The organism is Solwaraspora sp. WMMD791, from assembly GCF_029581195.1.
Lineage (GTDB): Bacteria > Actinomycetota > Actinomycetes > Mycobacteriales > Micromonosporaceae > Micromonospora_E.
Genome location: NZ_CP120737.1, coordinates 2,276,562 through 2,300,312, shown reverse-complemented (window position 1 = coordinate 2,300,312; position 23,751 = coordinate 2,276,562). Strand labels below are relative to the sequence as shown.

Sequence of the window (23,751 nt, the reverse complement as noted above, 5' to 3'; positions counted from 1 at the left end):
TCGCGGATCGTCGAGTCGGGAGCCTACTGTCGCATCTGGCCGACCACCCTGGCCAGCGGCTCACGATTCGGGCGTGGCGGCGGTTGATCCAGCACTGCGGGATGGTCCGCATCCGCAGGTCACCGCCGTGTTTCAGGCCGAGTATCGCGGGTGTGGTCAACTGTCCATAACCGGGCTGTTGGCTAATGGACAGTCCATCGGTGGGTGGAACCGGGCTACATTCATTCCGCCAGTTCAGACCGAGCAGGGGAGTCCTGAGATGGTGTACGCGAGGTTGGAGAAGGACTGGACCGACCCGTCCGGCGTCGACCACTCCGCAGGGGAGATGGTCGACCTCGACGCCGGCACGTTGGCCAAGCTGGAGGAGGAAGGGGTCGTTTCCGAGTGGATCGGCCCGACCAGCGAGAAGGTCGGCACCAACTGGATCGGTCCGACCAGCACCCAGCCCTGACCGCACGGGTCAGGCAGGTCCGGGGCGGCACGCGTCAGCCGACGGGTGCCGCCCGTGGCCGGTCAGCGGTCGGCCATGCCGGCCCGACGACGCAACGCGGCGACGTCGGTGACCACGATCCGACGCCCCTCGGTACGCAGCCAGCCGCGGCTGCTGAACGAGCCGATGGCCTGGTTGACGCTCTGCCGGGATCCGCCGGCCATCTCCGCGAGCTGACTCTGGTTCAGCTCGATCGTGATCATCGGCGCGTGACTCTCCCCGGCCAGGCGGACCAGGGTCTTGGCCACCCGGCCAGGCAGGTCGAGGAAGACATGGTCGGCGTTCTGCTCGGTGAGCCGGCGGATCAGCGCGCCGAGCGAGCGCATCACCGCGTCGAGGATCCGCGGGTTGGAGTGGACCAGATCCATGAACGCGCCGCGGGACAGGGCCAGCGCGGCGCAGTCCTCGATGGCCTCGGCCGACGCCGAACGGGTGGAGGCGTCCAGCAGTGACACCTCGCCGAGGACGTCGGGCGGCCGGATCACCGACAGCACGGCACGCTCGCCGGTGGGCGCGGTCCGGAACACCGCGATCGCGCCTCGTTTGAGCACGATCAGCGAATCGCCGGGATCGTTCTCCACGAAGAGCAACTGCCCCTTACGGTAGGTACGGGGCACGGCGGCGGCGATCACCCGCTGTCGGACCTCCGGTTCGAGGCCGGCGAACATGTCCACGCCGGTGAGCGCGTCACCCGGCTCCGGCAGGCGCATCTCCACGGTCCAACCCCTCCCCACCAAGGGCACCATCCCACCGAGGGCACCATCGCACCCGGCCGGGGATGCAGCACCGACGCGGGCGAACATGAAATAGATACCGTTCGGAGAACGGTGTCAACATCAGATCATGGCTGGCCTGTCGCGTGGTGTACACCCCCACAATCATTTCTGTGACAGTCCTGTGCCCGACAAACCGGCAGGCTGGTGGCCAGATCCACCGGCGGGTGGGGGCCGACACGGGGGCCCGGTGGATCCGGCCGTGGGGAAGCGGTGCCGGCTGGGGTCCGTCCGTGGGGCGGTGCGGCCCCGGCCGGCACCCCGACGGGCCGCCGTCGACGCCGATCGGCGAGGATGACGGCGATGACGTACCGCTACTTCTACGACTGCGAGTTCATCGAGGACGGCCGGATCATCGACCTCGTCTCGATCGGCGTGGTCGACGAGCACGGCCGCGAGTTCTACGCGGTCTCCACCGAGTTCGACGCCGCCCGGGCGATCCCCTGGGTGCGCCGTAACGTGCTCGACAAGCTTCCGTCGCCGGCCGACCCGGCCTGGCGCTCCCGGGAGCGGATCCGGGACGAGCTGTACGAGTTCCTGGTGGCGCCGTTGCGTGACGGTACGGCCGACGAGCTGGAGCTGTGGGCCTGGTACGCCGCGTACGACCACGTGGCCCTGGCGCAGCTGTGGGGCGCGATGCCGGCGCTGCCCCGCCCGGTGCCGCGGTTCACCAAGGATCTGCGGCAACGGTGGGACGACGCGGGCCGCCCGGCGCTGCCGACGGCGGTCGCCGAGCGTCACGACGCGCTGGTCGACGCGCGGCACAACCTGGCCCGGTGGCAGGTGATCAGCCAGGCGTACCGCCGGTGACCGGGTCCGTCTCGACGGTGATCCTCGGGGTCTGGTCGCCTCGCCGCCGGGCGGGCCGATAAAGTGCGCACTGACGGCCCGCCCCGGGCCGGCAATGACGCCGACGGTCTGACCGGACTTCGTTCCTGGGGCTCGAGTGGGTCTACCGCACAGATTCCTGGAGGATGAGCGGATCATGCGTATCGGCGTGCTCACCGGTGGTGGCGACTGCCCCGGCCTGAACGCCGTGATCAGGGCGGTGGTGCGCAAGGGCGTCGCCAGCTACGGTCACGAGTTCATCGGTTTCCGCGACGGCTGGCGCGGGCCGCTGGAGGGGCTGAGCAAGCCTCTCGGTATCGACGACGTACGGGGCATCCTGCCCCGTGGCGGCACCATCCTGGGGTCGTCCCGGACCAACCCGTTCAAGATCGACGGTGGGGTCGAGCGGATCAAGGAGAACCTGGCCGCCCAGGGTGTCGACGCCCTGGTCGCGATCGGTGGTGAGGACACCCTCGGCGTCGCCACCAAGCTGCACGAGCTCGGTGTCCAGGTGGTCGGCGTGCCGAAGACCATCGACAACGACCTCGGTGCCACCGACTACACCTTCGGCTTCGACACCGCGGTCAACATCGCGATGGAGGCCATCGACCGGCTGCACACCACCGCCGAGAGCCACCACCGCACCCTGGTGGTCGAGGTGATGGGCCGGCACGCTGGCTGGATCGCGTTGCACGCCGGCCTGGCCGGGGGTGCGAACGTGATCCTGCTGCCGGAGCGCGAGTTCGACGTCGAGCAGGTCGCGACCTACGTCGAGAAGCGCTTCCAGAAGCAGTACGCCCCGATCGTGGTGGTCGCCGAGGGGGCCCACCCGATGGAGGGCCAGATGGTTCTGCAGAACCAGGAGCTCGACTCCTTCGGCCACGTCCGGCTCGGTGGCATCGGCCAGTGGCTCGCCGAGCAGCTGGAGGCCAAGACCGGCAAGGAGGCCCGGACCGTCGTGCTGGGTCACATCCAGCGTGGTGGCACCCCGACCGCGTTCGACCGGGTGCTCGCCACCCGGCTCGGCCTGCACGCCATCGACGCCGCCAACGACGGCGACTGGGGCAAGATGGTCGGGATCCGGGGCACCGACATCGTCCGGGTGCCGCTGGCCGAGGCGACCCGGGAGCTCAAGACCGTCCCGCTGGAACGGTACACCGAGGCCGAGGTCTTCTTCGGCAGCTGACCGTCGGGGCGACGGGTGGGGGCGCGCGGCATCGTCCGTGTGTGCCCGTCCGTCGCCCGGCGGCACGCATCAGCAGAGTGGAGTACGGATGCCTCCCGGCGCGCACAAGGTCGCGGTGATCGGTGCCGGCAAGATCGGCGAGCTGGTCCTGTCCGGACTGCTGCGCGCCGGTTGGCCGGCGGCGCAGTTGCTGGCCACCACCCGGCGTCGGGAGCGGGCCGAGGATCTCGCCCTGCGGTACGGCGTGTCGGTGGTCGACAACCTCGTCGCGGTCGCCGAGGCCGAGGTGCTGGCGGTGGCGGTCAAGCCGCAGGACGCCGCCGCTCTGCTGGATCAGATCGGCCCGAAGGTACCGGCCGACAAGCTGGTCATCTCGCTGTGCGCCGGGCTGCCGACCGAGTTCTTCGCCCGGCGGCTGCCCGAGGGCACCCCGGTGATCCGGGTGATGACCAACACGCCGGCCCTGGTCGATCAGGCGATGACGGCGATCTCGCCGGGCCGGCACGTCACCGCCGCGCACCTGGCCCTGGCCGAGGAGATGTTCACGCCGCTCGGCGCCACGCTGCGGGTGCCGGAGTCGCAGCAGGACGCGGTCACCGCGCTGTCCGGGTCCGGGCCGGCGTACTTCTATCTGCTCGTGGAAGCGATGATCGACGCCGGGATCCTGCTCGGGCTGCCGCGCCAGGTGGCCCACGAGTTGATCGTGCAGACGGCGATCGGCTCGGCCGTGATGCTGCGCGACTCCGGTGAGCACCCGGTCAAGCTGCGCGAGGCCGTCACCTCCCCGGCCGGTACCACGATCTCGGCCATCCGGGAGCTGGAGAATCACGGCGTACGGGCGGCCCTGCTCGCCGCGCTGGAGGCGGCCCGCGACCGGGCCCGTGAGTTGGCCGCGCAGCACACCTGAGGCATTCATTCACGTTCCAGGACTTCCGCCGACCGTGTCGATGTGGCTACCGTATGCAACATCGGTGGTTGTGGCGCCTGATCAGCGGAACCGGTTCGCGGCCGGGACCACCGTACCGACGTCGCATCGACACTTCCCCCTGCGGCGACGTCGTAGTGCCGGCCCTGGTTGCCCCCCTACGGCCGGCCGACCGGGGCGCGTTCCGCCGACGCGCCCTGTGCCGCCGCCGGCGCTCGGGCGACCGGCGGCGGCCCGGGGGCAGCGGCGATGGCCGGTGTCAGGCCGGTTCCGGGCCTGCCGGTGGTGGCCCAGCGTGATGGTGGTGCCCGCCGGTCCGGTCCGTGGACCATACTGTCGGACGTGTTCACTCTCGCCCAGGCACGGCACCTGATGGCCACTCTGCGACCCCGCATCGACGAGCTCGTGTCGTTGCGGGCGGACCTGGCCGAGTTGCGGGCCGATCTGGCCGCTGGCGTGCCGAGTCCGCACGGCGGGTTGGCCGAGGTCAAAGGGTTGGAAGCCCGGATCTACGGGATCATCGACGAGGTGAACGAGCACGACATCCAGGTCAAGGGCGTCGCCCCGGTGCTGCTGGACTTTCCGGGCGAGCTCGATGGGCGCCCCGTGCTCTGGTGCTGGTTGGAAGGTGACGGCGAGATCCGCTGGTATCACCGGCTGGAGTGCGGCTTCTCCGGACGTCGGCGCGTCTGAGCTGCGGCGCGTTCGCCCATCGCATCGAGATATCGACATCTTGACGAACGGTTGGACAGGTGAGTAGCGTCTCAGGCACTTTATGGAAAGTTTCCTAACTAATAGGGAGACGCCTCATGAGAACATCCCTGCGCCGTGCCGTGTGGGCCGGCGCGCTGGCAGTGGTGACCGCCGCGGCGGCCGTGCCGGTCACCGCCGCGTTCGGCGCCGGCAGCATCTCCGCCAGCTTCGTCGCCACCTCCGACTGGGGCACCGGCCACGAGGTCAAGGTGACCGTCGCCAACGGATCCGACGCCCCCGTGAGCACCTGGCGGATCGAGTTCGACCTGCCCGCCGGCACCACCATCAGCAGCTTCTGGGACGCCGACGTGACCCGCAGCGGCACCCGGTACACCGCGGTCAAGAAGAGCTGGGCCGGCAGCCTCGCCCCTGGTGCCTCGATCAGCTGGGGCTACATCGGTACCGGTGCCTTCCGGGCCCCGCTGAACTGCACGATCAACGGCGTCTCCTGCGGCGGCGGTCCGGCCCCGACGACCGCGCCGCCGACGAGCGTACCCCCGACCACCGCGCCCCCGACGACGCCGCCACCGACCACGCCGCCGCCACCACCGGGCGGTCAGAAGGTCGTCGGCTACTTCACCCAGTGGGGCGTGTACGCCCGCAACTACCACGTGCGCAACATCCACACGAGTGGATCAGCGGCGAAGATGACCCACATCCTGTACGCCTTCGGCAACACCACGGGCGGACGCTGCACCATCGGGGACAGCTTCGCCGACTACGAGAAGGCGTACACGGCGGCGGAGAGCGTCGACGGGGTGGCCGACACCTGGGACCAGCCGCTGCGCGGCAACTTCAACCAGTTGCGCAAGCTCAAGCGGATGTACCCGCACCTCAAGGTGATCTGGTCGTTCGGCGGCTGGACCTGGTCCGGCGGCTTCACCCAGGCGGCGCAGAACCCGGCCGCGTTCGCCGAGTCCTGCCACAACCTGGTCGAGGACCCACGCTGGGCGGACGTCTTCGACGGCATCGACATCGACTGGGAGTACCCCAACGCCTGCGGACTCACCTGTGACGCCAGCGGCCCGAACGCGTTCAAGAACGTGGTCTCGGCGCTGCGCACCCGGTTCGGGCCGTCGGCCCTGGTCACCGCGGCCATCACCGCCGATGGCAGCACCGGTGGCAAGATCGACGCCACCGACTACGCGGGCGCGGCCGGCAACCTCGACTGGATCATGCCGATGACGTACGACTACTTCGGCGCCTTCAACGCGCAGGGGCCGACGGCACCACACTCGCCGCTGACCTCCTACCCGGGGATCCCGCAGCAGGGCTTCTGGTCCGACGCGGCGATCCAGAAACTCAAGAGCAAGGGAATCCCCGCCAGCAAGCTGCTGCTCGGCATCGGCTTCTACGGCCGGGGCTGGACCGGGGTCAGTCAGACCGCCCCGGGCGGCAGCGCCACCGGGCCGGCACCGGGCACCTACGAGCAGGGCATCGAGGACTACAAGGTGCTCAAGAACACCTGCCCGGCGACCGGCACGGTCGGTGGCACGGCGTACGCCAAGTGCGGCAGCAACTGGTGGAGCTACGACACCCCGGCCACCATCGGCGGCAAGATGAACTACGCCAGGGGCCAGGGTCTCGGCGGTGCCTTCTTCTGGGAGCTCTCCGGCGACACCGGCAACGGTGAACTGGTCACCGCGATCCGCAGCGGACTCAGCTGACCCACTGGCGGGGTCGGCAACCGACGCCCCGCCAGCGGGCCGTCCGACGGTCCGGAGCAGGCGATGCCCGCTCCGGACCGTGCGGTCTGCCGGAGGACCGTACGGCTTACTTGCGGTTGACGTGGTCCTGGTACGCCTTGACCACGTCGGCGCTCGGGCCGTCCATCCGGATCACCCCGGACTCCAGCCAGATGCTGCGCTCGCAGGTGTCCAGGATCGACTTGTTGGAGTGGCTGACCAGGAAGACCGTGCCGGCCTCGGCCCGCAGCTCGCGGACCCGCTCCTCGCTGCGCTTCTGGAAGGCGGCGTCACCGGTGGCCAACGCCTCGTCGATCATGAGTACGTCGTGGCTCTTCGCGGCGGCGATGGAGAACCGCAGCCGGGCGGCCATGCCCGACGAGTAGGTCCGCATCGGCAGCGAGGCGAAGTCGTCCCGCTCGTTGATCCCGGAGAAGTCCACGATGCTGTCGTACCGGGCCCGTACCTCGGCCGGGCTCATCCCCATCGCCAGGCAGCCGAGCACCACGTTGCGCTCGCCGGTCAGGTCGTTCATCAGCGCGGCGTTCACCCCGAGCAGCGACGGCTGGCCCTGGGTGTAGACCTTGCCCCGGCGGGGCGGCAGCAGCCCCGCCACCGCGCGCAGCAGGGTCGACTTGCCGGAGCCGTTGCTGCCGATCAGGCCGATCGCCTCACCCCGGTACGCCACGAAGCTCACGCCCCGGATGGCGTGCACCTCGCGTACCGACGGGGCGGGCTGTCGGGTGACGATGCGCCGCAGCGCGGCGACCGGGCTGGTGCGTCCGCCGCCGCCCGCGGTGACGCGGTAGACGACGTGCAGGTTGTCGACGATCACCGTGGGCACCCGGGTGTCGGTGCCGGGTGCCGGTGCGACCAGCGGTTCAGCCACGGCCGTACTCCTCCTCCGCACGCCAGAAGTAGACGAAGCCGGCGACGCTCATCACCAGCGCCCAGGCGGCCGCCGCCGGCCACAGGTAGCCGGGCGCGGTGCCCATCGAGTCCATCAGCGCGTACCGGACGATGTCGATGTAGACCGCCATCGGGTTGAACTGCAGCGCCACCGCCACCCAGCCCGGCAGGTCGGCGGTGAACCGGTCGATGTTGTAGAAGACGCCGGAGGCGTACAGCCAGGTCCGCATCACGAAGGGCAGCAGCTGGGACAGGTCGCTGGTGCGCGACGCCCAGCGGGCCACCATCAGGGCGAGCCCGGTGCTGAACAGGATCTGCAGGATCAGGGCCGGGATCAGCAGCAGCCAGCTGAGGTCGATCCACTCGCCGGTGACCAGCATGATCACCACGAGGACGAGCATCGACGGGGCGAGCTGCTGCACCTGGACCAGGACCGAGGTGATCGGCAGGCTGGCCCGGGGGAAGTGCATCGCCCGGATCAGGTTGAGGTTGTCGGCGATGGACCGGGCCGCCGTGCTCACCGTCTGCTGGGTGAAGCTGAAGATGAAGATGCCGGTGCACAGGTACGCGATGAAGTTGTCGATCCCGTGGTTGGTGCCGAGCAGCACCCCGAAGACCAGGAAGTAGACGCCGGCGTTGGCCAGCGGCGTGATCACCTGCCAGATCTGACCCAGCCGGGCGTTGGTGTACGTCGCGATGAGCCGTGCGTTGGCGAACGTCCAGATGAAGTGCCGTCGGGACCACACCTGCTTGAGGTAGGTGCCCAGGCCGGGCCGGGCACCGCTGACAGCCAGCCCGTGCCGCTCGGCCAGTTCGGCGAGCGTCGGCCCGCTCTCCGGTTCCAGCGTCACGGTCGTGCCGCTGGTTGGCTGCTGCATCCCGTCCGTCCTTCCCTCAGCCAGCGCTGCCACTCGCGCACCTCCGACCCCTTCCCGTAGCTGCCCGTCCGATTTTTCACCTCGGGCGCCCGGTGGCACGGAACGATACCGTCGCGTCCTGACGGAAACGGTAGGGGAGCCGACGACGATACGCAACCGTATCGTCGTTCGGCTACACTCCGACGGATGCAGGGCGACGGCAAACGTGCACCCGCCGGAGCGGCGGTGCTCCGCGAGGACGTGACACAGGCGATCCGGGCTGCGGTCTTCCAGGAGCTGGCCGCTGTCGGATACGGCCGGATGTCGATCGAGGCGGTGGCCCGTCGGGCCGGTGTCGGCAAGACGGCCGTGTACCGGCGGTGGGGTTCCAAGCTCGAGATGGTGATCGAGATCATCTCCGAGGTGGCCGTCGGGGTGACCGCCGTGCCCGACACCGGCTCCCTGCGTGGCGACCTCGAAGTGGTGCTCGCCATCGCGGCCCGTGCCCTGCGCCATCCGCTGGCCGGGCAGATCGTGCCCGACCTGCTCGCCGAGGCGGCCCGCAACCCGGCGATCGCGCAGACCCTGCAGACCGCGCTGCGGGACAGCCAGCGGGGCATCGGCAGCCTGGTGACCAGCCGCGCGGTGGCCCGGGGGGAGATCCCGGTGGACACCGATCCCGATCTGCTCGTCGACCTGATGGTCGGCCCGCTCTACTGGCGCCTGGCGGTCGCCCGGACCCCGCTGCCCGCCCGGTACGTCAGTCAGGTCGCCGACGCGGTGGCCGCCGCGCTCACCGTCACCGGGGCCGGGCGGCCAACGGCCGTAGACTCGTCCCGGCCCGGGTAGTCACGAGGAGGACGCGGATGCGGCTCCAGTCGGTGGGGGCGGCGCTGTCGGCGTCGGCCGTACTCGCCCTGTCGATCTCCGGTTGCACCGCCGACGGTTCCGCACCGCAGACACCCGCGCCGTCGGCCGCGCAATCTCCGAGCGGTCAGGGCGAGTCCGAGGCGGTGGTGCACGCCTACCTGGACGCGATGCGCAGCAAGGACGTCGCCCAGGGCCGGGCCCAGTTCTGCCCCGCCACCCAGCCGATCTTCGAGGCCAGCGCGACCGGGCCCAACGGTGACTTCGCCGAGGAGTTCACCGTGCCGCAGGCGGAGATCGTCGGGACCCGCCAGACCACGGTCGGGTACGAGGTCACCACCCGCGTGACGGTCGTCACCGGCAGTACGACCGTGCCGGTCGAGCTGGTGTTCACCGTCACGCCGGCCGACGACGGCACCTGGTGCATCCACGACGAGACCAGCCGTGCGGCCGACCCCGACGTCCCGCAGACCGGCACCGACGACCCGCCGGTCGACGCTGACGACCCGGCCGACGACGCCGGCACCGTTTTCGACGACGCCGTCGGAGCGCCCCCGGCCGGCGACCTCACCGCCCCGGCCGGCGACCTCACCGCGCCGGCCGGCGACCTCACCGCGCCGATCGCAGACTAGTCTTTGGCGCATGGGCCAACAGTGGCATCAGCTGAGCTACCCGTCGGTCGGGCACCCCAGCCTGCAGACCAGCCGACCCGCCATCGACTCCGTCGAGGACGTGGCGCTCGGCCTGGACCGGTGGCGGGAACTGCCCCGGGCGCAGACCCCGCCGTGGCCGGACCCGGCCGCGGTCGACGAGGTGTGTCAGGTGCTGGGCAACGTGCCGTCGGTCGTCGCTCCGTACGAGGTCGACCAGTTGCGGCAGCGACTGGCCCTGGTCTGTGACGGCAAGGCCTTCCTGCTGCAGGGCGGCGACTGCGCCGAGACGTTCAGCGACAACACCGAGAGTCATCTGCTGGCCAACGCCCGGACGATCCTGCAGATGGCCGTGGTGCTCACGTACGGCGCGTCGCTGCCGGTGGTCAAGGTGGCCCGGGTGGCCGGGCAGTACACCAAGCCGCGTTCGTCGCCGACGGACGCGCTCGGGCTGCCGGCGTACCGCGGCGACATGATCAACTCACTGGAGACGACGCCGCAGGCCCGGGTCGCCGACCCGCAGCGGATGATCCGGGCGTACGCCAACTCGGCCGCCGCGATGAACATGCTCCGCGCCTACCTCGCCGGCGGGCTGGCCGACCTGCACGCCGTGCACGACTGGAACAAGGGGTTCGTCAAGCGGTCCCCGGCGGGGGAGCGCTACGAGGCGATCGCCCGGGAGATCGACCGGGCGCTGGCGTTCATCCGCGCCTGCGGGATGACCGATGACGAGGCGCTGCGCACCGTCACGCTCTACTGCTCGCACGAGGCCCTGGCCCTGGAGTACGACCGCGCCCTGACCCGCATCTCGGACGACCGTGCATACGGCCTGTCCGGGCACTTCCTCTGGGTCGGCGAGCGGACCCGGCAGATCGACGGCGCGCACATCGACTTCATCTCCCGCATCGCCAACCCGATCGGCGTCAAACTCGGCCCGGGTACCAGTCCGGAGCAGGCACTCGAGCTCTGCGAGAAGCTCAACCCGGACAACGTCCCCGGTCGGCTCACGCTGATCAGCCGGATGGGCAACCACAAGGTCCGTGACGCTCTGCCACCCATCGTGGAGAAGGTCACCGCCGCCGGTGCCCGGGTGGTGTGGCAGTGCGACCCGATGCACGGCAACACCCACGAGTCGTCCAACGGTTACAAGACCCGCCACTTCGACCGCATCGTCGACGAGGTACTCGGATACTTCGAGGTGCACCGGGGCCTGCAGACCCACCCCGGCGGACTGCACGTCGAGTTGACCGGCGAGGACGTCACCGAATGCCTCGGCGGTGCCCAGGCGATCGAGGACATCCACCTGCCCGACCGGTACGAGACCGCGTGTGACCCGCGGCTGAACACCCAGCAGTCCCTCGAGCTGGCCTTCCTGGTCGCGGAGATGCTGCGTGGCTGACCCGACCCGACCGGGTCGGTCGCTGGCGACCGTGGTCGACCTGCGGTCGGACACGGTGACCCGGCCGACACCGGGGATGCGGGCGGCGATGGCCGCCGCCGAGGTCGGCGACGACGTGTACGGCGAGGACCCGACGGTCAACGCGCTGGAGGCACAGGTCGCGGCGATGTTCGGCCACGAGGCCGGGCTGTTCGCCCCGACCGGCTCGATGGCCAACCAGCTCGCCCTGCAGACCCTGGTGCCGCCTGGCGGGGAGCTGCTCTGCGACGCCGACGCCCACGTGGTCACCTACGAGGTCGGCGCGGCGGCGGCGTACGGCGGGATCTCCTCGCGGACCTGGCCGGCCGCCGGCGGTGACCCGGACCCGGACCTGGTCGCGGCGATGCTGCGGCCGGCCGGTTTCGGCGCGGTGCCGACCCGGGCGGTCGCCGTCGAGCAGACCCACAACCGCTCCGGCGGGCAGATCATCGGTACGCCGGTGCTGCGCCGCCTCCGTGCGGTGACCGCAGCGGCCGGAGTGGCGCTGCACTGCGACGGGGCGCGGATCTGGCATGCCCACGTCGCCGACGGGGTGCCGCTGGCCGAGTACGGCGCGCTGTTCGACACCGTCTCGGTCTGCCTGTCCAAGGGGCTCGGCGCACCGGTGGGCTCGGTGCTGGTCGGCAGCGCCGAGCGGGTCGCCGTGGCCCGGCAGCTGCGCAAGCGGATGGGCGGCGGGATGCGCCAGGCGGGGGTGCTCGCCGCCGCCGGGCGGTACGCGCTGGCGCACCACCTGGACCGGCTGGCCGACGACCATGCGCGGGCCGCCCGGTTGGCGCAGGCGTTGGCACCGTACGGCGTCGTCAGGCCGGAGCAGGTCCGCAGCAACATCGTCGCGCTGGACCTGAGTGCGACGGCGCTGAGTGGCCCGGCGCTGGCCGAGGCGGCCGGTGCCGAGGGAGTCCTGGTATCGGTGGTCGGGCCGGACACCGCCCGGCTCGTCACCCACCTGGACATCGACGACGACGCGGTGGACCGAGCGGCTGTCGTCCTCGCCGGCATTCTGCGCCGCTAACGTTCCAGCAGACGCTCCAGCCCGTCGACGATCCGGTCCAGGCCGAAGCGGAAGGACCGCTGCGGATCGCCGATGGAGCTGTACTCCTGGCCGGCGGCGGTGCCGACCCGTGACGAGATCGGGTACGCGCCGGCGGGCATCACCCGCTCCAGGATCGGTGCGTTGATCTCCCACCACTGGGCGTCGGTCATCGCCGACCGGTCGACGGCCTGTCGTGCCTCGATGGACGCCTTGGCGGCGCTGGCGGTGAATCCGCTGATCAGCGTGACGATCTGGTCCATCTCCAGGTCGGTGAAGCCGGCGCCTTCGACGGCGGTGAGCTGCCACTCGTAGCGGTCCGACCCGTTCGGCCCGATCCACGGCCGGCTGTTGTCGACCTGCAGCAACCACGGGTGCCGGTGTGCCTCGTCCCATTGGTGCCGGGCGACGGTGTACAGCCGTTGCCGTAGGTCACCGGTGAGTGCCGGTAGCTCCCGCTCGCCCAGCACCTCGTCGACCATCAGGCCGATCAGCTCGGACCGGCCCGGTACGTAGGTGTAGAGCGACATCAGCTTCAGGCCGAGCCGGTCGGCGACCTTGCGCAGTGCGAAGGCGGCCAGGCCGGACTCGTCGGCGACCTCGATCGCCGCCGTCACCACGTCGTCCACGCTGACCCGCTGCTTCGGCCCCCGCGAGCCTTGCGGTGTGCCGAGAGTACGGCGCCAGAGCAGCGTCAGCGTGCGGTCGACGTCCTGATCGGCCATGTGGGCAGGATACGCCGTGTGGTGTACGGTGTTGCAGCGGTATATTCCGTAACCTATACGGAGTTAGGAGCGAGTGGCGATGGAACACGCCCTGACAGCCCACGGCCTGCGCAAGCGGTACGGCGACCAGGCCGCGCTCGACGGCATCGACCTGCAGGTCCCCACCGGCACCATCCACGGACTGCTCGGCCCCAACGGCGCCGGCAAGAGCACCGCGGTCAAGGCGATGGCCACCCTGATCGACGTCGACGCCGGTGACGTACGGGTGGCCGGACTCGACGTACGGACCCAGGCCCGGCGGGTCCGCGAACGGATCGGGGTGGTGGGTCAGCACGCCGCCGTGGACGAGATCCTCGGCGGCCGGCAGAACCTGGTCATGTTCGGCCGGCTGTACGGCCTGAACACCGTCGACGCCCGGCGGCGGGCCGACGCGCTGCTCGACCAGTTCGACCTCACCGACGCCGCAGACCGGGCGGTGGCCACCTACTCCGGTGGGATGCGTCGCCGATTGGACATCGCCGCCGGAATGATCGTCCGGCCCGCCGTCCTGTTTCTCGACGAACCGACCACCGGACTGGACCCCCGGGCCCGCGCCGAGGTCTGGCGCGGCGTCCGTGAGGTCGCGCAGCTCGGCACCACCGTGCTGCTGACCACCCAGTACCTCGACGAGGCGGATCAGCTCGCCACCGACATCACCGTGCTGCACCACGGCCGGATCGCTGCCAGCGGCACCCCGGACGCGTTGAAGCGCCAGATCGGCGGCGACCGGGTCAGCCTCACCCTGGCCGCCGGTGAACCGCTCGAGCCACTCGCCGGTCGGCTGGGCCGCGCGGTCGGCGCGCCCGCGACCGTCGACGCCGACGCCCGCCGGGTGACCGTCGAGGTCGGTGCCGCCGTCACCGCGCTGGCCGCCGTCGTGCGCACCCTCGACGACCTGGGAATCACCCCGGAGGACCTGCAACTGCGCCGCCCCACGCTCGACGAGGTGTTCCTCGCGCTGACCGACAAGGAGGCCGGACGGTGACCACCCTGCGCGCCGGATGGATCATCACCCAACGGGACCTGGCCCACTGGGTACGCCAACCGTGGACCCCGATCTTCAACCTGCTCTTCACGATCATGCTGCTGCTGATCTTCGGATTCCTGTTCGGCGGTGCCATCACCGTCCCCGGTGGCGGCGACTACCTGGCCTTCCTGCTCCCCGGGATGCTCGCCCTGACCATGATGTTCGGCGTCGAGGCGACCAGCACCGCGATGGCGCAGGACGCCCGCAAGGGGATCACCGACCGGTTCCGCTCGATGCCGATCGGCGGCGCGGCGGTCTCGCTCGGCCGGGTCGGTGCCGACATGTCCACCTCGGCGGTCGAACTGCTCGTGCTGATCACCGGCGGGCTGGTCGTCGGCTGGCGGATCGACGCCGGTCCGGCGTCGATCGTCCTGGCCGTCGGGCTGCTGCTGTGGCTGCGGTTCGCCCTGCTGTGGCTGGGCATCTATCTCGGCCTGCTGCTGCGCGGCGAGGGCGCGACGATGGCCGTTCAGGTGCTGGTCTGGCCGGTCGGCTTCCTCTCCACTGCGATCGTGTCCGCCGAGACGATGCCCGGCTGGCTCGGCGCGATCGCCGCCTGGAATCCGCTGTCGGCCACCGCCACCGCCGCCCGCCAACTGTTCGGCAATCCGACTGGCGTCACCGACGGCCCACTCGCCGACGGCGCGGTGTGGCTCGCGATCGGCTGGCCACTGCTGATCACCGCGATCTTCGTCCCGCTCGCCGGGCGGGCCTACCGCAGGCTCCGTACCTGAACCGGCGGGCGTTCGGTGCCTGACCTGCGGTCAGCGCGCCGACGACGGGTGGCGGACGGTCACCAGAGCGGCCGGGTCGTCCGCCAGCCGTCGCAGCGTCGCGATGTCGGCGGCGTGCCCGAGGTGCTTGTCGCTCGGGGTCTCCGCCACCACCGGCACCCCGGCCGTGGCCGGATGCCGCATCAGTTCGGCGAACGCCGCCGCACCGATCGTGCCCTTGCCGATCGTCTCGTGCCGGTCCCGGGTGGATCCGCAGCCGTCGCGGGAGTCGTTGGCGTGCACCAGCCGCAGCCGGTCCGCGCCGACCGCCGCGACGAGCGCGTCCAGCGTCGCCGTCATGCCACCCGGGGCGGCCACGTCGTGCCCGGCGGCCCAGGCATGGCAGGTGTCGAAGCAGACCCCCATCCGGGGATGCCAGTCCACCGCGGCCAGGTACGGCTGCAGGTGCTCCACCCGCGACGCCAACGATCGGCCGCCGCCGGCGCTCGGTTCCACCAGCAACAACGGCCCGTCGGCGGCCTCGGCGGCGTCCAGCAACGGCAGCAGCGCCGCACGTACCTGGCGCATCGCGGTGTCGGCGTACCCGTCGTCGACGGCGCTGCCGGCGTGGAAGACGACCGCTTCGGCGCCGATCGCCCGACCCCGGCGCAGCGCGTGCGCCAAGGTCGCGGTGGAGCGTTCGACGGTGGCCGCGGTCGGCGAGCCGAGATTCACCAGCAGCGAGGCGTGGATGTACGCGCGCAGCCCGCGCTCGGCGCAGCCGTCCCGGAACGCCACGTCCTGCGCCGGGTCGCCGTCGGGCATCGCCCAGCCGCGCGAGTTGCCGACGTAGACCTGCACCACCTCGGATCCGGCGGCGTCGGCGTAGGGCAGCGCGGCGCGCGCCAGCCCGCCCGAGGTCGGTGTGTGCGATCCGACCGGCCGGTGACCGTCGGCGCTGTGCCCCGGCCGCACTACAGGCAACCGATCACGATCTCGGTGCCCGGCGGCACCTGGGAGTTCTCGCCCGGGCTCTGGTACCGGACCGTACCGTTGGGGTTGAAGTCGACCCGGACCGCGAAGCCCAGACCCTGCAACTCGGCCTGCGCCTCCGGACACGGGCGGTCGATCACTCGTGGCACCGTGACGGCGGGTGGACCCTCGCTCACCTTGAGCTTGATCTCCGCACCCTCCTCCACTCCGGCCCCGTCCGCCGGCTCCTGCCCGATCACCTGGTCCTTCGGCTTGTCCGACTCCTCCGAGGCGATCAACGGCTCGAGCTTGAGCTCCTCCAGGATCCGCCGCGCCTCGTTGACGTCGAGCCCCAGCACGTTCGGCACGGTGATCGGCGCCCGGCCCTTGCTGACCGTCACCGTCACCACGTCGCCGGCGGTGACCTCGGCACCGACCGGTGGATCGACGGCGATCACCCTGCCGGCGGGCAGGTTGTCGTCGTACCGGTCGGGGCCCTGTTCGAGCACGAGCAGCGCCTTCTCCAGGTCGACCCGGGCCAGGTCGAGGGTCTTGCCGACAACGTCGGGCACCTGGTAGCGCTCCGGACCGAGGGAGAGGGTGAGTACGATCTCGCCGCCGCGCACGACCCGGCCGTTGCCCGGCGGATCCTGGGCGAGCACCAGGTCGCGGGCCACGGTGTCGTCGTGGCGGGGATCGGTGAACCGCACCGTCAGGCCCCGTTCGTTGGCCAGTGCCTGGGCCTGCGCCCGGTCGAGGCTGACCAGCTCGGGTGCCACGGTGTACCGGCCGGCGCCGAACCACCAACCGCCGATGCCCACCAGCAGGACCAGCACCACCACGCCGGCGATCACCGCCAGCCGGTTCTGCGGGTCCCGCAGCCACCCGCCGCGCCCGGCAGCGGGACCGGTGTCACCACTGCGGTAGGTGCCGGCGCTGGCGTCACCGCTACGGTAGGTGCCGGCGCCGACGTCACCACTGCGGTAGGTGCCGGGGGTGTAGCTGTCGCCAGCGACCGCCGCCACCGGCGGTCCACCGGCCGCCGTCGACCGGACCACCGTGCTGGCCGAGGCCCGCCGGCGCTGCCCCGACCGATCGCGCTTCTCCTTGGGCTCGGGCAGCCGGGCCCATGCCGGCCGGTCGGCCGGCTGCACCGGGTTGATCGCCATCGTGGGCTGGGCCACGTGGCGCAGCACCGCGGTGTTGGCGCTGGCGTTGCCGAGATCGTCGCGGACCGCCTGCACCTGGGTCAGCAACGCCCCGGCGTCGGTCGGTCGTTGCCCCGGATCCCGACGGGTGGCCCGCACGACCAGGTCGTCGACCATCGCGGGAATCCCGGGCACCGTCTGTGACGGCGGCGGTACGTCCTGGTCGACGTGCTGCCAGGCCACCACGGCCGGCTGGTCGCCGTCGTACGGGACCCGGCCGGTGAGCATCTCGAACAGCACGATCCCGGCCGAGTAGACATCGGTGCGCGGATCCGCCCGACCCTCGGTGACCAGCTCCGGTGCCACGTACGCCACCGTCGCCATGAGCTGCCCGGCGCCCGCCTCGGAACTGGCCTCCACCGCCTGGGCCAGACCGAAGTCGGCGACCTTGACCACGCTGTCGATCAGGTTGCCCGCACCACCGGTCGGTGCCTCGGCGACCAGTACGTTCTCCGGCTTGACGTCGCGGTGCACCAGGCCGGCCCGGTGCGCGGCGCCGATGGCCGCCAGCATCTGGTCGAGGATGGCCAGCGCCTCACCCGGGTTGAGCCGGCGACGTTCCGCCAGCACGTCACGCAGCGTCCGGCCCCGGACGTACTCCATCACCAGGTAGGGCAGCCCCTCGTGGACGCCCTGGTCGTAGACGGCGACGACATTGGGGTGGGTGAGCCGGGCGATGGTCTTCGCCTCGTCGGTGAACCGGTCGAGAAAACCCGTGTCGCGGCTGCGGACCTCATTGAGCTGCGTCGAATGGATGATCTTCAGCGCGACGGTACGTTCGAGCCGTTCGTCCGTGGCGGTGTACACGGTCGCCATGCCGCCCCGGGCCACGAGGGCACGGATGCGGTAGCGCCCGCCTATCAACGAGCCCAGCAGCGAATCGGCGACCTGTGTGTCCATCGGCAGGCAGTCTATGCGGCCGGAGGGCAGCGGCAGAACACCGATCGACCCGGGCGGACCGAACCGGGCCAAACCGTTACCTGCGGGGTACGTGGTGGCGCACGTATGCTGCGTGGCAGGGTAGTGATGTGACAGATCCCGCCATCACCGCGTCGGCCGCCAGCACCGTGTCGGCCGCCACCGGCGGGCCGGCCGCCACCGCCGCGTCCGCGCCGTCGACCGCCGGTGGGCCCACCGACTGGCTCACGCTACCCGAGGTCGCCGAGCGGCTGGAGGTGACGATCAGCAAGGTCCATCAGATGATCCGGGACCGGGAGCTGCTGGCGGTACGCCGCGAGGGTGTCCGCCGGGTGCCGGCCGAACTGGTCGCCAACCGGACCGTCCGCAAGCATCTGCCCGGGGTGCTGACGGTGCTGCACGACGCCGGATTCTCCGACGAGGAGACCCTCGAGTGGCTGTACCGCCCCGACGACACGCTGCCCGGCACCCCGGCGGCGGCGCTCGGTGGTGACCGGGCCCGCGAAGTGAAACGCCGGGCCCAGGCCGAAGGTTTCTGACCGCGATGGCCCGGCTCAGCTACCTGGCGGTGCTCGCCGGCTGCCTGCTCGCCGCGCTCTGGCTGGAGCCGATCCTGCGGGTCAACGTGCTGCGGCGATGGCGCCGGCTGCTGTTGACCCTGCTGCCGGTGATCGTGGTCTTCGTGGCCTGGGACGTCGCGGCGATCGCCGCCGGTCACTGGGAGTTCGATCCGGCGCAGACCACCGGGATCCTGCTGCCCGGCCGGCTGCCCTTGGACGAGTTGCTGTTCTTCGTGGTCGTACCGATCTGCACCGTCCTCGGATTCGAGGCGGTCCGGGCGGTGCGTACCCCACCGGGTCGGCCCCGCCGGCCGGACGACCGCTGGTCGGCCGGCGACGAGGTCGGTAGCGAGGTCGGCGACGGGACCGTCGTCGGCGTCGGCGGGGACGGCGGTGACGACCGCCCGGCCCGGCGCGACCAGCGGCCGGTCACCCGATGAGCTACACCCTGGCGGCCGTGACCGGAGTTCTCGCCGCCGTGCTGGTCGACCTGCTGGTGCTGCGGACCCGGCTGGTGCTGCGGGCGGTCTTCTGGGCGACCTACCCGATCATCGTCGGCTTCCAGTTGCTGTCCAACGGCATCCTGACCGGCCGCGAGATCGTCATCTACGACCCCGAGGCGATCATCGGCCTGCGGATCGCGTACGCGCCGGTGGAGGACCTGCTGTTCGGCTTCGCCATGGTGCTGTTCACCCTGTCGACGTGGGTGTGGCTCGGACGTCGCGGGGTGGGGCGTACCCCGGCCGCCGGCACCGGCGACTGGTTGCTGACCTGGCTGCGCCAGCGCCGCCCGCCGACGCAGCCGCCCGCCGGCTAGATCCGCTACGCGGTCGGTCGCGTGCCGGTCAGCCGGTCAGCCGGTGCGGCTGGTCGCGGCGATCGCCAGGTCGACCAGCACCTGCCGCGCCTGCGGGTCGACGGCGGCCGGCTCCAGCGCCGCCAAGGCCCGCGTGGTCAGCTCGGTGATGCGCGCCTCGGTGACCGCCAACGCGCCGCTGGCGACGATGAGCTCCCGCAACTGGTCGATGCCGTCGGGATCCAGCGCCGGGTCGCCGAGCCGGACGTCGAGCAGCTCCCGGCCCGCCGGCCCACTGGCCTGGTACGCCGAGGCCACCAGGAAGGTCCGCTTGCCCTCCCGCAGATCGTCGCCGGCCGGTTTACCGGTCCGGGCCGGGTCACCGAAGACCCCGAGCACGTCGTCGCGCAGCTGGAACGCCTCACCCAGCGGCAGACCGTACGCCGAGTAGACCGCCGCCAGCGACGGTGGTGCGTCGGCCAGCGCCGCGCCGAGCAGCAGTGGTCGTTCGACCGTGTACTTCGCCGACTTGAGCCGGGCGATCTGGGTGGCCCGGCGTACCGACGTGTCCCCGGTGAACTGGGTCACCACGTCCAGGTACTGCCCGACGGTGACCTCGGTGCGCATCTCGTCGAAGACCGGCCGGGCCCGCCGCAGCATTCCGGCGGTCAGCCCGCAGCCGTGCAGCAACTCGTCCGACCAGACCAGGCACAGGTCACCGAGCAGCACCGCCGCCGAGGCACCGAAGCCGTCCGCCGGGCCGCGCCAACCGTGCCGACGGTGCTGCGCGGCGAACCGTCGGTGCACCGACGGTTCGCCCCGGCGGGTGTCCGAACCGTCCATCAGATCGTCGTGGATCAGCGCGCTGGCCTGTACGAACTCCAACGCCGCCAGGGCGGTCACCACCTGCGCCGAGTCGGCGCCCCCCGCGCCCCGGTAGCCCCAGTAACCGAACGCCGGCCGCAACCGCTTACCGCCACCGAGCACGAAGTCCTCGATGGCGTCGGCCACCTCGAGCAGGGCCTCGTCGACGTCGCGCAACCAGCGCCGCCGGTCCCGCAGGAAGTCGGCCAGCGCACGGTCGACGCGCTGGCGCAGGTCGGCCCGGTCGGTCGGCGCGACCGCGATGCTCTCTGTCACGCCCTGACGCTATCGGCTGGCCGGTACGCATCTCACCCGCCACCCGGTACAGTCACATCCGTGGCTCTCGGTCTACCGTCCGTACTCCCCGGCTCCCAGCCGTCGATCGGCGACCTGATCCGCGCCGGCGCACCGACCTTCTCGTTCGAGTTCTTCCCGCCGAAGACCCCGGAGGGCGAGCGGCTGCTCTGGCAGGCGATCCGCGAGCTGGAGCCGTTGCAGCCGTCGTTCGTGTCGATCACCTACGGGGCCGGCGGCACCACCCGCGACACCACCGTCGACGTCACCGAACGGATCGCCACCGAGACCACCCTGCTGCCGATGGCACACCTCACCGCCGTCAACCACTCGGTCGCCGAACTGCGCAACGTGATCGGCCGGCTGGCCGGCGCGGGAGTGCGCAACGTGCTCGCCGTACGCGGTGACCCGCCCGGTGACCCGACCGGCGAATGGATTCCGCACCCCGACGGGGTGCACTACGCCGAGGACCTGGTCCGGCTGGTCCGCGACTCGGGCGACTTCAGCGTCGGCGTCGCCGCCTTCCCGTACAAACATCCCCGGTCGCCGGACATCGCCACCGACACCGCGTACTTCATCCGCAAGTGCCGCGCCGGCGCGGACTTCGCGATCACCCAGATGGTCTTCGACGCCGACGACTACCTGCGGCTGCGCGACCGGGTCGCGGCCGCCGGCTGCGACACCCCGATCCTGCCCGGTGTCATGCCGGTGACCAGGCTGGCCACCATCGAACGTTCCGAGCAGCTGTCCGGTGCACCGTTCCCGCCCGCGCTGGCCGCCCAGTTCGCCAAGGTCGCCGACGACGCCGAAGCGGTCCGCCAGCTCGGCATCGAGCAGGCCAACCTGCTCTGCCGGCGGCTGATCGACGAGGGCGTGCCGGGCATCCACTTCATCACCATGAACAGGTCGACGGCCACCCGCGAGGTGTGGCTCAACGTCGCCGCCGGCACCCGGGTGTGACCGCCGTCCCGCCACCGGTAGCGCCCCGGCACGGTTGAGCTGTCGTGGACACCCGGCTCAACTGGCAGGACTACGCCGTCACCTGGGCACGGCTGCACGGCGGGTTCGATCCGCGTACGGCCACCCCGGTGGTGCGCTACTGGCTGCGCGCCGCGCACGCCGTCGCCGACCTGCTCGGCCGGGCCGGCGTCGGGCCGAACGCGGTCACCGTCGCCGGGCTGGTGCTCTGCGCCGCCACGCCGGTGGCCGCCTCCCGTGGCGGGTACGGGCTGCTGGTCGCCGCCGCCCTGGTGCTGCTGGCCGCGGTCGCCGACACGGTCGACGGGGCCCTGGCGGTGGTGACCGGGCGCGCCACCCGGCTCGGCTACGTCTACGACTCGCTGGCCGACCGGGCCGGTGAGGCGTTCTGGCTGCTCGCCTTCTGGCTGGCCGGCGCGCCCGGCCCGCTGGTCGTCGCCGCCGGTGCGCTGTCCTGGCTGCACGAGTACCTGCGGGCCCGGGCGGCGGCGGCCGGGATGCGCGAGATCGGTGCGGTGACGATGGGGGAGCGGCCGACCCGGGTCAGCGCCGCCCTGGTCGGTCTGCTGCTGGCCGGGGCGGCCGCGATGATCGCCCCGGATCTCGCCGCCGGGGTGCTCACCGTCGTCACCGCGGTGTGGGTGCTGCTGGCCCTGTTCGGGTTCAGCCAACTCCTCACCGCCGTCCGCCGGACCCTGCGCTGACACGCCCACACCGTCCGACAGTCGAAGTCGACGGCATCCCGGCACCGGGTCAGCGCCCGGCCGGGCCGATCTGCTCGGCGACGATCTGCGCCGACAGGGTCACCATCGGCAACCCGCCGCCGGGATGCACCGACCCGCCGACCAGGAACAGCCCGGCCGCCGGCCCCCGGTTGGCCGGCCGCAGCAGGCCACCGGCCGTGCCGTAGATCGACCCGCCCGGCGTACCCGTCGTGGCGGCCAGATCCGCCGGGGTGCGGACCTCGCGGAACAGCACCCGGTCCCGGACGTCGACGCCGCGTTCGGCCAGCACCCGCAGCACGTGGTCGGCGTACGCGTCGGCCAGACCCTCCCGGCGCCAGTCCACCCCGGCCAACGACAGGTCCTGCCGGGCCGCGTTGACCAGCACGAACCACGCCTCGTGGCCGTCCGGGCGGGCCGCCGGGTCGTCGGCCACCGTGACGAACACCGTCGGGTCGGCCGCCGGCCGCGCCGGCCGACCGCGTCCCGGGTCACCGAAGACCGCGTCGAACTCGGCGTCGTAGTCACCCGGAAAGAAGACCGTGTGGTGCGCCAACTGCTCGGTCCGGCCGCGTACCCCGAGCAGCAGCACGAACCCGCCGAGGCTGCGGTCGGTGAGCCGGGCCAGCCGCCCGGCGTGCGGCAGCAGTTCCCGGTAGACCCGCAGCGCGTCCACGTTGGCCACGACCACGTCGGCCGGCACCGGCCGGGACTCCCCGGCCACCCGTACCCCGTGCACCCGGCCACCGGCGGCGTCGATCGCGGTGACCGTCGTCGCGGTCCGCACCACCACCCCCAGGTCCAGGCAGCGCGACAGCAGGGCGTCGGCGAGCGCGCCGAGCCCGCCGCGCACGTACCAGCCGCCGAAGGCCAACTCGGCGTACGGCACGGCGAGCAGCGCCGCCGGGGCGCGCCGCGGATCCGCGCCGGTGTAGGTGGCGTACCGCTCCAGCAGGGTCCGCAGCCGTGGGTCGCGCACGTCGCGGCGCAGCACCCCGCGCAGGGTCCGGCCGGGTGCGATCGCCGCCAGGTCACCGAGGCGGTACGCCAGCCGCGCCATCGCCAGCGGCGAACCGACCTCCCGGCGCAGCACGTCCCGCCAGGACGCGTCCCAGATCCGCTGCGCCCGCCGCCACACCCGCTGCCAGTCGGCGGCCGCACCGTCGCCGAGGGCGGCGGCGATCCGGTCGGTGAACCGGGCCGGGTCGGCGCACGAGTCGAGCCAGGCCGCGTCGGTGTCGCCGACACCAGGGAACCGGTGCCGCACGATCGGGTCGAGCGCGACCAGGTCCAGCACCTTCTCCAGCGGCTCACCGGTGGCGTCGAACAGGTCGGCGAAGACCTGTGGCAGGGTCAGCAGGCTCGGCCCGGTGTCGAAGGTGAACTCGCCGTCGGGGGTCTGCCGCGTCCAGCGGGCCAGCTTCCCGCCGACGGTGTCGGCCTGTTCGACGACGGTCACGTCGTGTCCGCCGTGCGCCAGCCGGATCGCGGCGGCGAGCCCGCCGACCCCGGCACCGATCACCACCACCCGGCTCAACGGT

Annotated in this window: 25 protein-coding genes; 17 read left to right on the top strand and 8 right to left on the bottom strand. The window is 71.8% G+C overall.

What is annotated here, in order from left to right:
- Positions 1-259: 259 nt before the first annotated feature.
- Positions 260-451, top strand: a complete 192-nt coding sequence (locus O7623_RS10025; protein WP_282228340.1) for a hypothetical protein — start codon at positions 260-262, stop codon at positions 449-451.
- Positions 452-513: 62 nt separating this feature from the next.
- Here O7623_RS10025 and O7623_RS10020 read toward each other — a convergent pair whose 3' ends face one another.
- On the bottom strand, positions 514-1,206 hold the full coding sequence (locus O7623_RS10020) for a Crp/Fnr family transcriptional regulator (RefSeq protein ID WP_282228339.1): 693 nt from the start codon (positions 1,204-1,206) through the stop codon (positions 514-516).
- Between the two features lie 360 nt (positions 1,207-1,566).
- Here O7623_RS10020 and O7623_RS10015 point away from each other — a divergent pair, with 360 nt between their 5' ends.
- From O7623_RS10015 to O7623_RS09995, 5 genes are all read left to right on the top strand, one after another.
- A complete protein-coding gene (locus tag O7623_RS10015) occupies positions 1,567-2,073 on the top strand; it encodes a polyadenylate-specific 3'-exoribonuclease AS (protein WP_282228338.1) in 507 nt (168 codons plus the stop codon).
- Positions 2,074-2,248: 175 nt separating this feature from the next.
- Entirely contained in the window at positions 2,249-3,277 is a 1,029-nt protein-coding gene (locus O7623_RS10010) for a 6-phosphofructokinase (RefSeq protein WP_282228337.1), read from the top strand.
- An 88-nt stretch (positions 3,278-3,365) separates the two neighbouring features.
- Positions 3,366-4,184, top strand: coding sequence for a pyrroline-5-carboxylate reductase (gene proC / locus O7623_RS10005; protein ID WP_282228336.1), 819 nt, complete (start codon positions 3,366-3,368; stop codon positions 4,182-4,184).
- A 360-nt stretch (positions 4,185-4,544) separates the two neighbouring features.
- On the top strand, positions 4,545-4,895 hold the full coding sequence (locus O7623_RS10000; RefSeq protein ID WP_282228335.1) for a DUF2203 domain-containing protein: 351 nt from the start codon (positions 4,545-4,547) through the stop codon (positions 4,893-4,895).
- 116 nt (positions 4,896-5,011) lie between these two features.
- Positions 5,012-6,622, top strand: a complete 1,611-nt coding sequence (locus O7623_RS09995) for a glycosyl hydrolase family 18 protein (RefSeq protein WP_282228334.1) — start codon at positions 5,012-5,014, stop codon at positions 6,620-6,622.
- Between the two features lie 106 nt (positions 6,623-6,728).
- On the opposite strand, the gene O7623_RS09990 is transcribed toward O7623_RS09995, so the two are convergent.
- Entirely contained in the window at positions 6,729-7,529 is an 801-nt protein-coding gene (locus tag O7623_RS09990) for an ABC transporter ATP-binding protein (RefSeq protein WP_282228333.1), read from the bottom strand.
- On the bottom strand, positions 7,522-8,427 hold the full coding sequence (locus tag O7623_RS09985) for an ABC transporter permease (protein WP_282228332.1): 906 nt from the start codon (positions 8,425-8,427) through the stop codon (positions 7,522-7,524). Before O7623_RS09985 ends, O7623_RS09990 begins: the two co-directional genes overlap by 8 nt.
- Before the next feature lie 186 nt (positions 8,428-8,613).
- On the opposite strand from O7623_RS09985, the gene O7623_RS09980 reads away from it, so the two are divergent.
- The 4 genes from O7623_RS09980 to O7623_RS09965 are packed head-to-tail and all read left to right on the top strand — an operon-like array spanning position 8,614 to position 12,376.
- Positions 8,614-9,255 carry a TetR/AcrR family transcriptional regulator gene (locus O7623_RS09980; protein WP_282228331.1) on the top strand — a complete coding sequence of 214 codons (642 nt, stop codon included), beginning with the start codon at positions 8,614-8,616 and terminating at the stop codon, positions 9,253-9,255.
- A 17-nt stretch (positions 9,256-9,272) separates the two neighbouring features.
- Positions 9,273-9,905 carry a hypothetical protein gene (locus O7623_RS09975; RefSeq protein ID WP_282228330.1) on the top strand — a complete coding sequence of 211 codons (633 nt, stop codon included), beginning with the start codon at positions 9,273-9,275 and terminating at the stop codon, positions 9,903-9,905.
- Positions 9,906-9,915: 10 nt separating this feature from the next.
- Complete coding sequence (locus O7623_RS09970) at positions 9,916-11,322, top strand: 3-deoxy-7-phosphoheptulonate synthase class II (RefSeq protein WP_282228329.1); 1,407 nt, start codon at positions 9,916-9,918, stop codon at positions 11,320-11,322.
- Between the two features lie 31 nt (positions 11,323-11,353).
- Complete coding sequence (locus O7623_RS09965) at positions 11,354-12,376, top strand: GntG family PLP-dependent aldolase (RefSeq protein ID WP_282229363.1); 1,023 nt, start codon at positions 11,354-11,356, stop codon at positions 12,374-12,376.
- Here O7623_RS09965 and O7623_RS09960 read toward each other — a convergent pair.
- A complete protein-coding gene (locus O7623_RS09960) occupies positions 12,373-13,119 on the bottom strand; it encodes a TetR/AcrR family transcriptional regulator C-terminal domain-containing protein (RefSeq protein WP_282228328.1) in 747 nt (248 codons plus the stop codon). The genes O7623_RS09965 and O7623_RS09960 overlap by 4 nt on opposite strands.
- Before the next feature lie 79 nt (positions 13,120-13,198).
- Between O7623_RS09960 and O7623_RS09955 the strand changes: the two genes are divergently transcribed.
- Both O7623_RS09955 and O7623_RS09950 read left to right on the top strand, forming a co-directional pair.
- Positions 13,199-14,143 (top strand): ATP-binding cassette domain-containing protein, encoded by a 945-nt coding sequence (locus O7623_RS09955; RefSeq protein WP_282228327.1) that lies wholly within the window; start codon positions 13,199-13,201, stop codon positions 14,141-14,143.
- Positions 14,140-14,919: an ABC transporter permease gene (locus O7623_RS09950; protein ID WP_282228326.1), complete on the top strand. Its 780-nt coding sequence runs from the start codon at positions 14,140-14,142 to the stop codon at positions 14,917-14,919. The genes O7623_RS09955 and O7623_RS09950 overlap by 4 nt, the downstream gene beginning before the upstream one ends.
- Before the next feature lie 30 nt (positions 14,920-14,949).
- Here O7623_RS09950 and O7623_RS09945 read toward each other — a convergent pair whose 3' ends face one another.
- Positions 14,950-15,873 carry a deoxyribonuclease IV gene (locus O7623_RS09945; protein ID WP_282229362.1) on the bottom strand — a complete coding sequence of 308 codons (924 nt, stop codon included), beginning with the start codon at positions 15,871-15,873 and terminating at the stop codon, positions 14,950-14,952.
- Entirely contained in the window at positions 15,873-17,978 is a 2,106-nt protein-coding gene (locus tag O7623_RS09940; protein ID WP_282228325.1) for a Stk1 family PASTA domain-containing Ser/Thr kinase, read from the bottom strand. Before O7623_RS09940 ends, O7623_RS09945 begins: the two co-directional genes overlap by 1 nt.
- 167 nt (positions 17,979-18,145) lie before the next feature.
- Between O7623_RS09940 and O7623_RS09935 the strand changes: the two genes are divergently transcribed.
- From O7623_RS09935 to O7623_RS09925, 3 genes are read left to right on the top strand one after another with little or no spacing between them, the layout of a single operon-like run.
- Entirely contained in the window at positions 18,146-18,535 is a 390-nt protein-coding gene (locus O7623_RS09935; RefSeq protein ID WP_282229361.1) for an Rv2175c family DNA-binding protein, read from the top strand.
- A 5-nt stretch (positions 18,536-18,540) separates the two neighbouring features.
- On the top strand, positions 18,541-18,996 hold the full coding sequence (locus tag O7623_RS09930; protein ID WP_282228324.1) for a lycopene cyclase domain-containing protein: 456 nt from the start codon (positions 18,541-18,543) through the stop codon (positions 18,994-18,996).
- The gene (locus O7623_RS09925) at positions 18,993-19,373 is read left to right on the top strand and encodes a lycopene cyclase domain-containing protein (protein ID WP_282228323.1); all 381 of its coding nucleotides are present in this window, start codon (positions 18,993-18,995) and stop codon (positions 19,371-19,373) included. The genes O7623_RS09930 and O7623_RS09925 overlap by 4 nt, the downstream gene beginning before the upstream one ends.
- 36 nt (positions 19,374-19,409) lie before the next feature.
- Here O7623_RS09925 and O7623_RS09920 read toward each other — a convergent pair whose 3' ends face one another.
- The gene (locus O7623_RS09920) at positions 19,410-20,492 is read right to left on the bottom strand and encodes a polyprenyl synthetase family protein (RefSeq protein WP_282228322.1); all 1,083 of its coding nucleotides are present in this window, start codon (positions 20,490-20,492) and stop codon (positions 19,410-19,412) included.
- A gap of 60 nt (positions 20,493-20,552) precedes the next feature.
- On the opposite strand from O7623_RS09920, the gene metF reads away from it, so the two are divergent.
- Both metF and O7623_RS09910 read left to right on the top strand, forming a co-directional pair.
- Positions 20,553-21,470: a methylenetetrahydrofolate reductase [NAD(P)H] gene (metF, locus tag O7623_RS09915; RefSeq protein WP_282228321.1), complete on the top strand. Its 918-nt coding sequence runs from the start codon at positions 20,553-20,555 to the stop codon at positions 21,468-21,470.
- Between the two features lie 44 nt (positions 21,471-21,514).
- On the top strand, positions 21,515-22,192 hold the full coding sequence (locus tag O7623_RS09910) for a CDP-alcohol phosphatidyltransferase family protein (RefSeq protein WP_282228320.1): 678 nt from the start codon (positions 21,515-21,517) through the stop codon (positions 22,190-22,192).
- A 49-nt stretch (positions 22,193-22,241) separates the two neighbouring features.
- Here the strand turns inward: O7623_RS09910 and crtI are convergent, their stop codons facing one another.
- On the bottom strand, positions 22,242-23,747 hold the full coding sequence (gene crtI, locus O7623_RS09905) for a phytoene desaturase family protein (protein ID WP_282228319.1): 1,506 nt from the start codon (positions 23,745-23,747) through the stop codon (positions 22,242-22,244).
- Positions 23,748-23,751: the final 4 nt, after the last annotated feature.

Coding starts and splice junctions, on each gene's coding strand:
- O7623_RS09995 (WP_282228334.1), top strand. CDS start 5,012: ATGAGAACATCCCTGCGCCGTGCCGTGTGGGCCGGCGCGCTGGCAGTG.
- O7623_RS09930 (WP_282228324.1), top strand. CDS start 18,541: ATGGCCCGGCTCAGCTACCTGGCGGTGCTCGCCGGCTGCCTGCTCGCC.
- proC (WP_282228336.1), top strand. CDS start 3,366: ATGCCTCCCGGCGCGCACAAGGTCGCGGTGATCGGTGCCGGCAAGATC.
- O7623_RS09940 (WP_282228325.1), bottom strand. CDS start 17,978: ATGGACACACAGGTCGCCGATTCGCTGCTGGGCTCGTTGATAGGCGGG.
- O7623_RS09980 (WP_282228331.1), top strand. CDS start 8,614: ATGCAGGGCGACGGCAAACGTGCACCCGCCGGAGCGGCGGTGCTCCGC.
- O7623_RS10010 (WP_282228337.1), top strand. CDS start 2,249: ATGCGTATCGGCGTGCTCACCGGTGGTGGCGACTGCCCCGGCCTGAAC.
- O7623_RS10025 (WP_282228340.1), top strand. CDS start 260: ATGGTGTACGCGAGGTTGGAGAAGGACTGGACCGACCCGTCCGGCGTC.
- O7623_RS09985 (WP_282228332.1), bottom strand. CDS start 8,427: ATGCAGCAGCCAACCAGCGGCACGACCGTGACGCTGGAACCGGAGAGC.
- O7623_RS09925 (WP_282228323.1), top strand. CDS start 18,993: ATGAGCTACACCCTGGCGGCCGTGACCGGAGTTCTCGCCGCCGTGCTG.
- O7623_RS09975 (WP_282228330.1), top strand. CDS start 9,273: ATGCGGCTCCAGTCGGTGGGGGCGGCGCTGTCGGCGTCGGCCGTACTC.
- O7623_RS09970 (WP_282228329.1), top strand. CDS start 9,916: ATGGGCCAACAGTGGCATCAGCTGAGCTACCCGTCGGTCGGGCACCCC.
- O7623_RS10015 (WP_282228338.1), top strand. CDS start 1,567: ATGACGTACCGCTACTTCTACGACTGCGAGTTCATCGAGGACGGCCGG.
- O7623_RS09960 (WP_282228328.1), bottom strand. CDS start 13,119: ATGGCCGATCAGGACGTCGACCGCACGCTGACGCTGCTCTGGCGCCGT.
- O7623_RS09955 (WP_282228327.1), top strand. CDS start 13,199: ATGGAACACGCCCTGACAGCCCACGGCCTGCGCAAGCGGTACGGCGAC.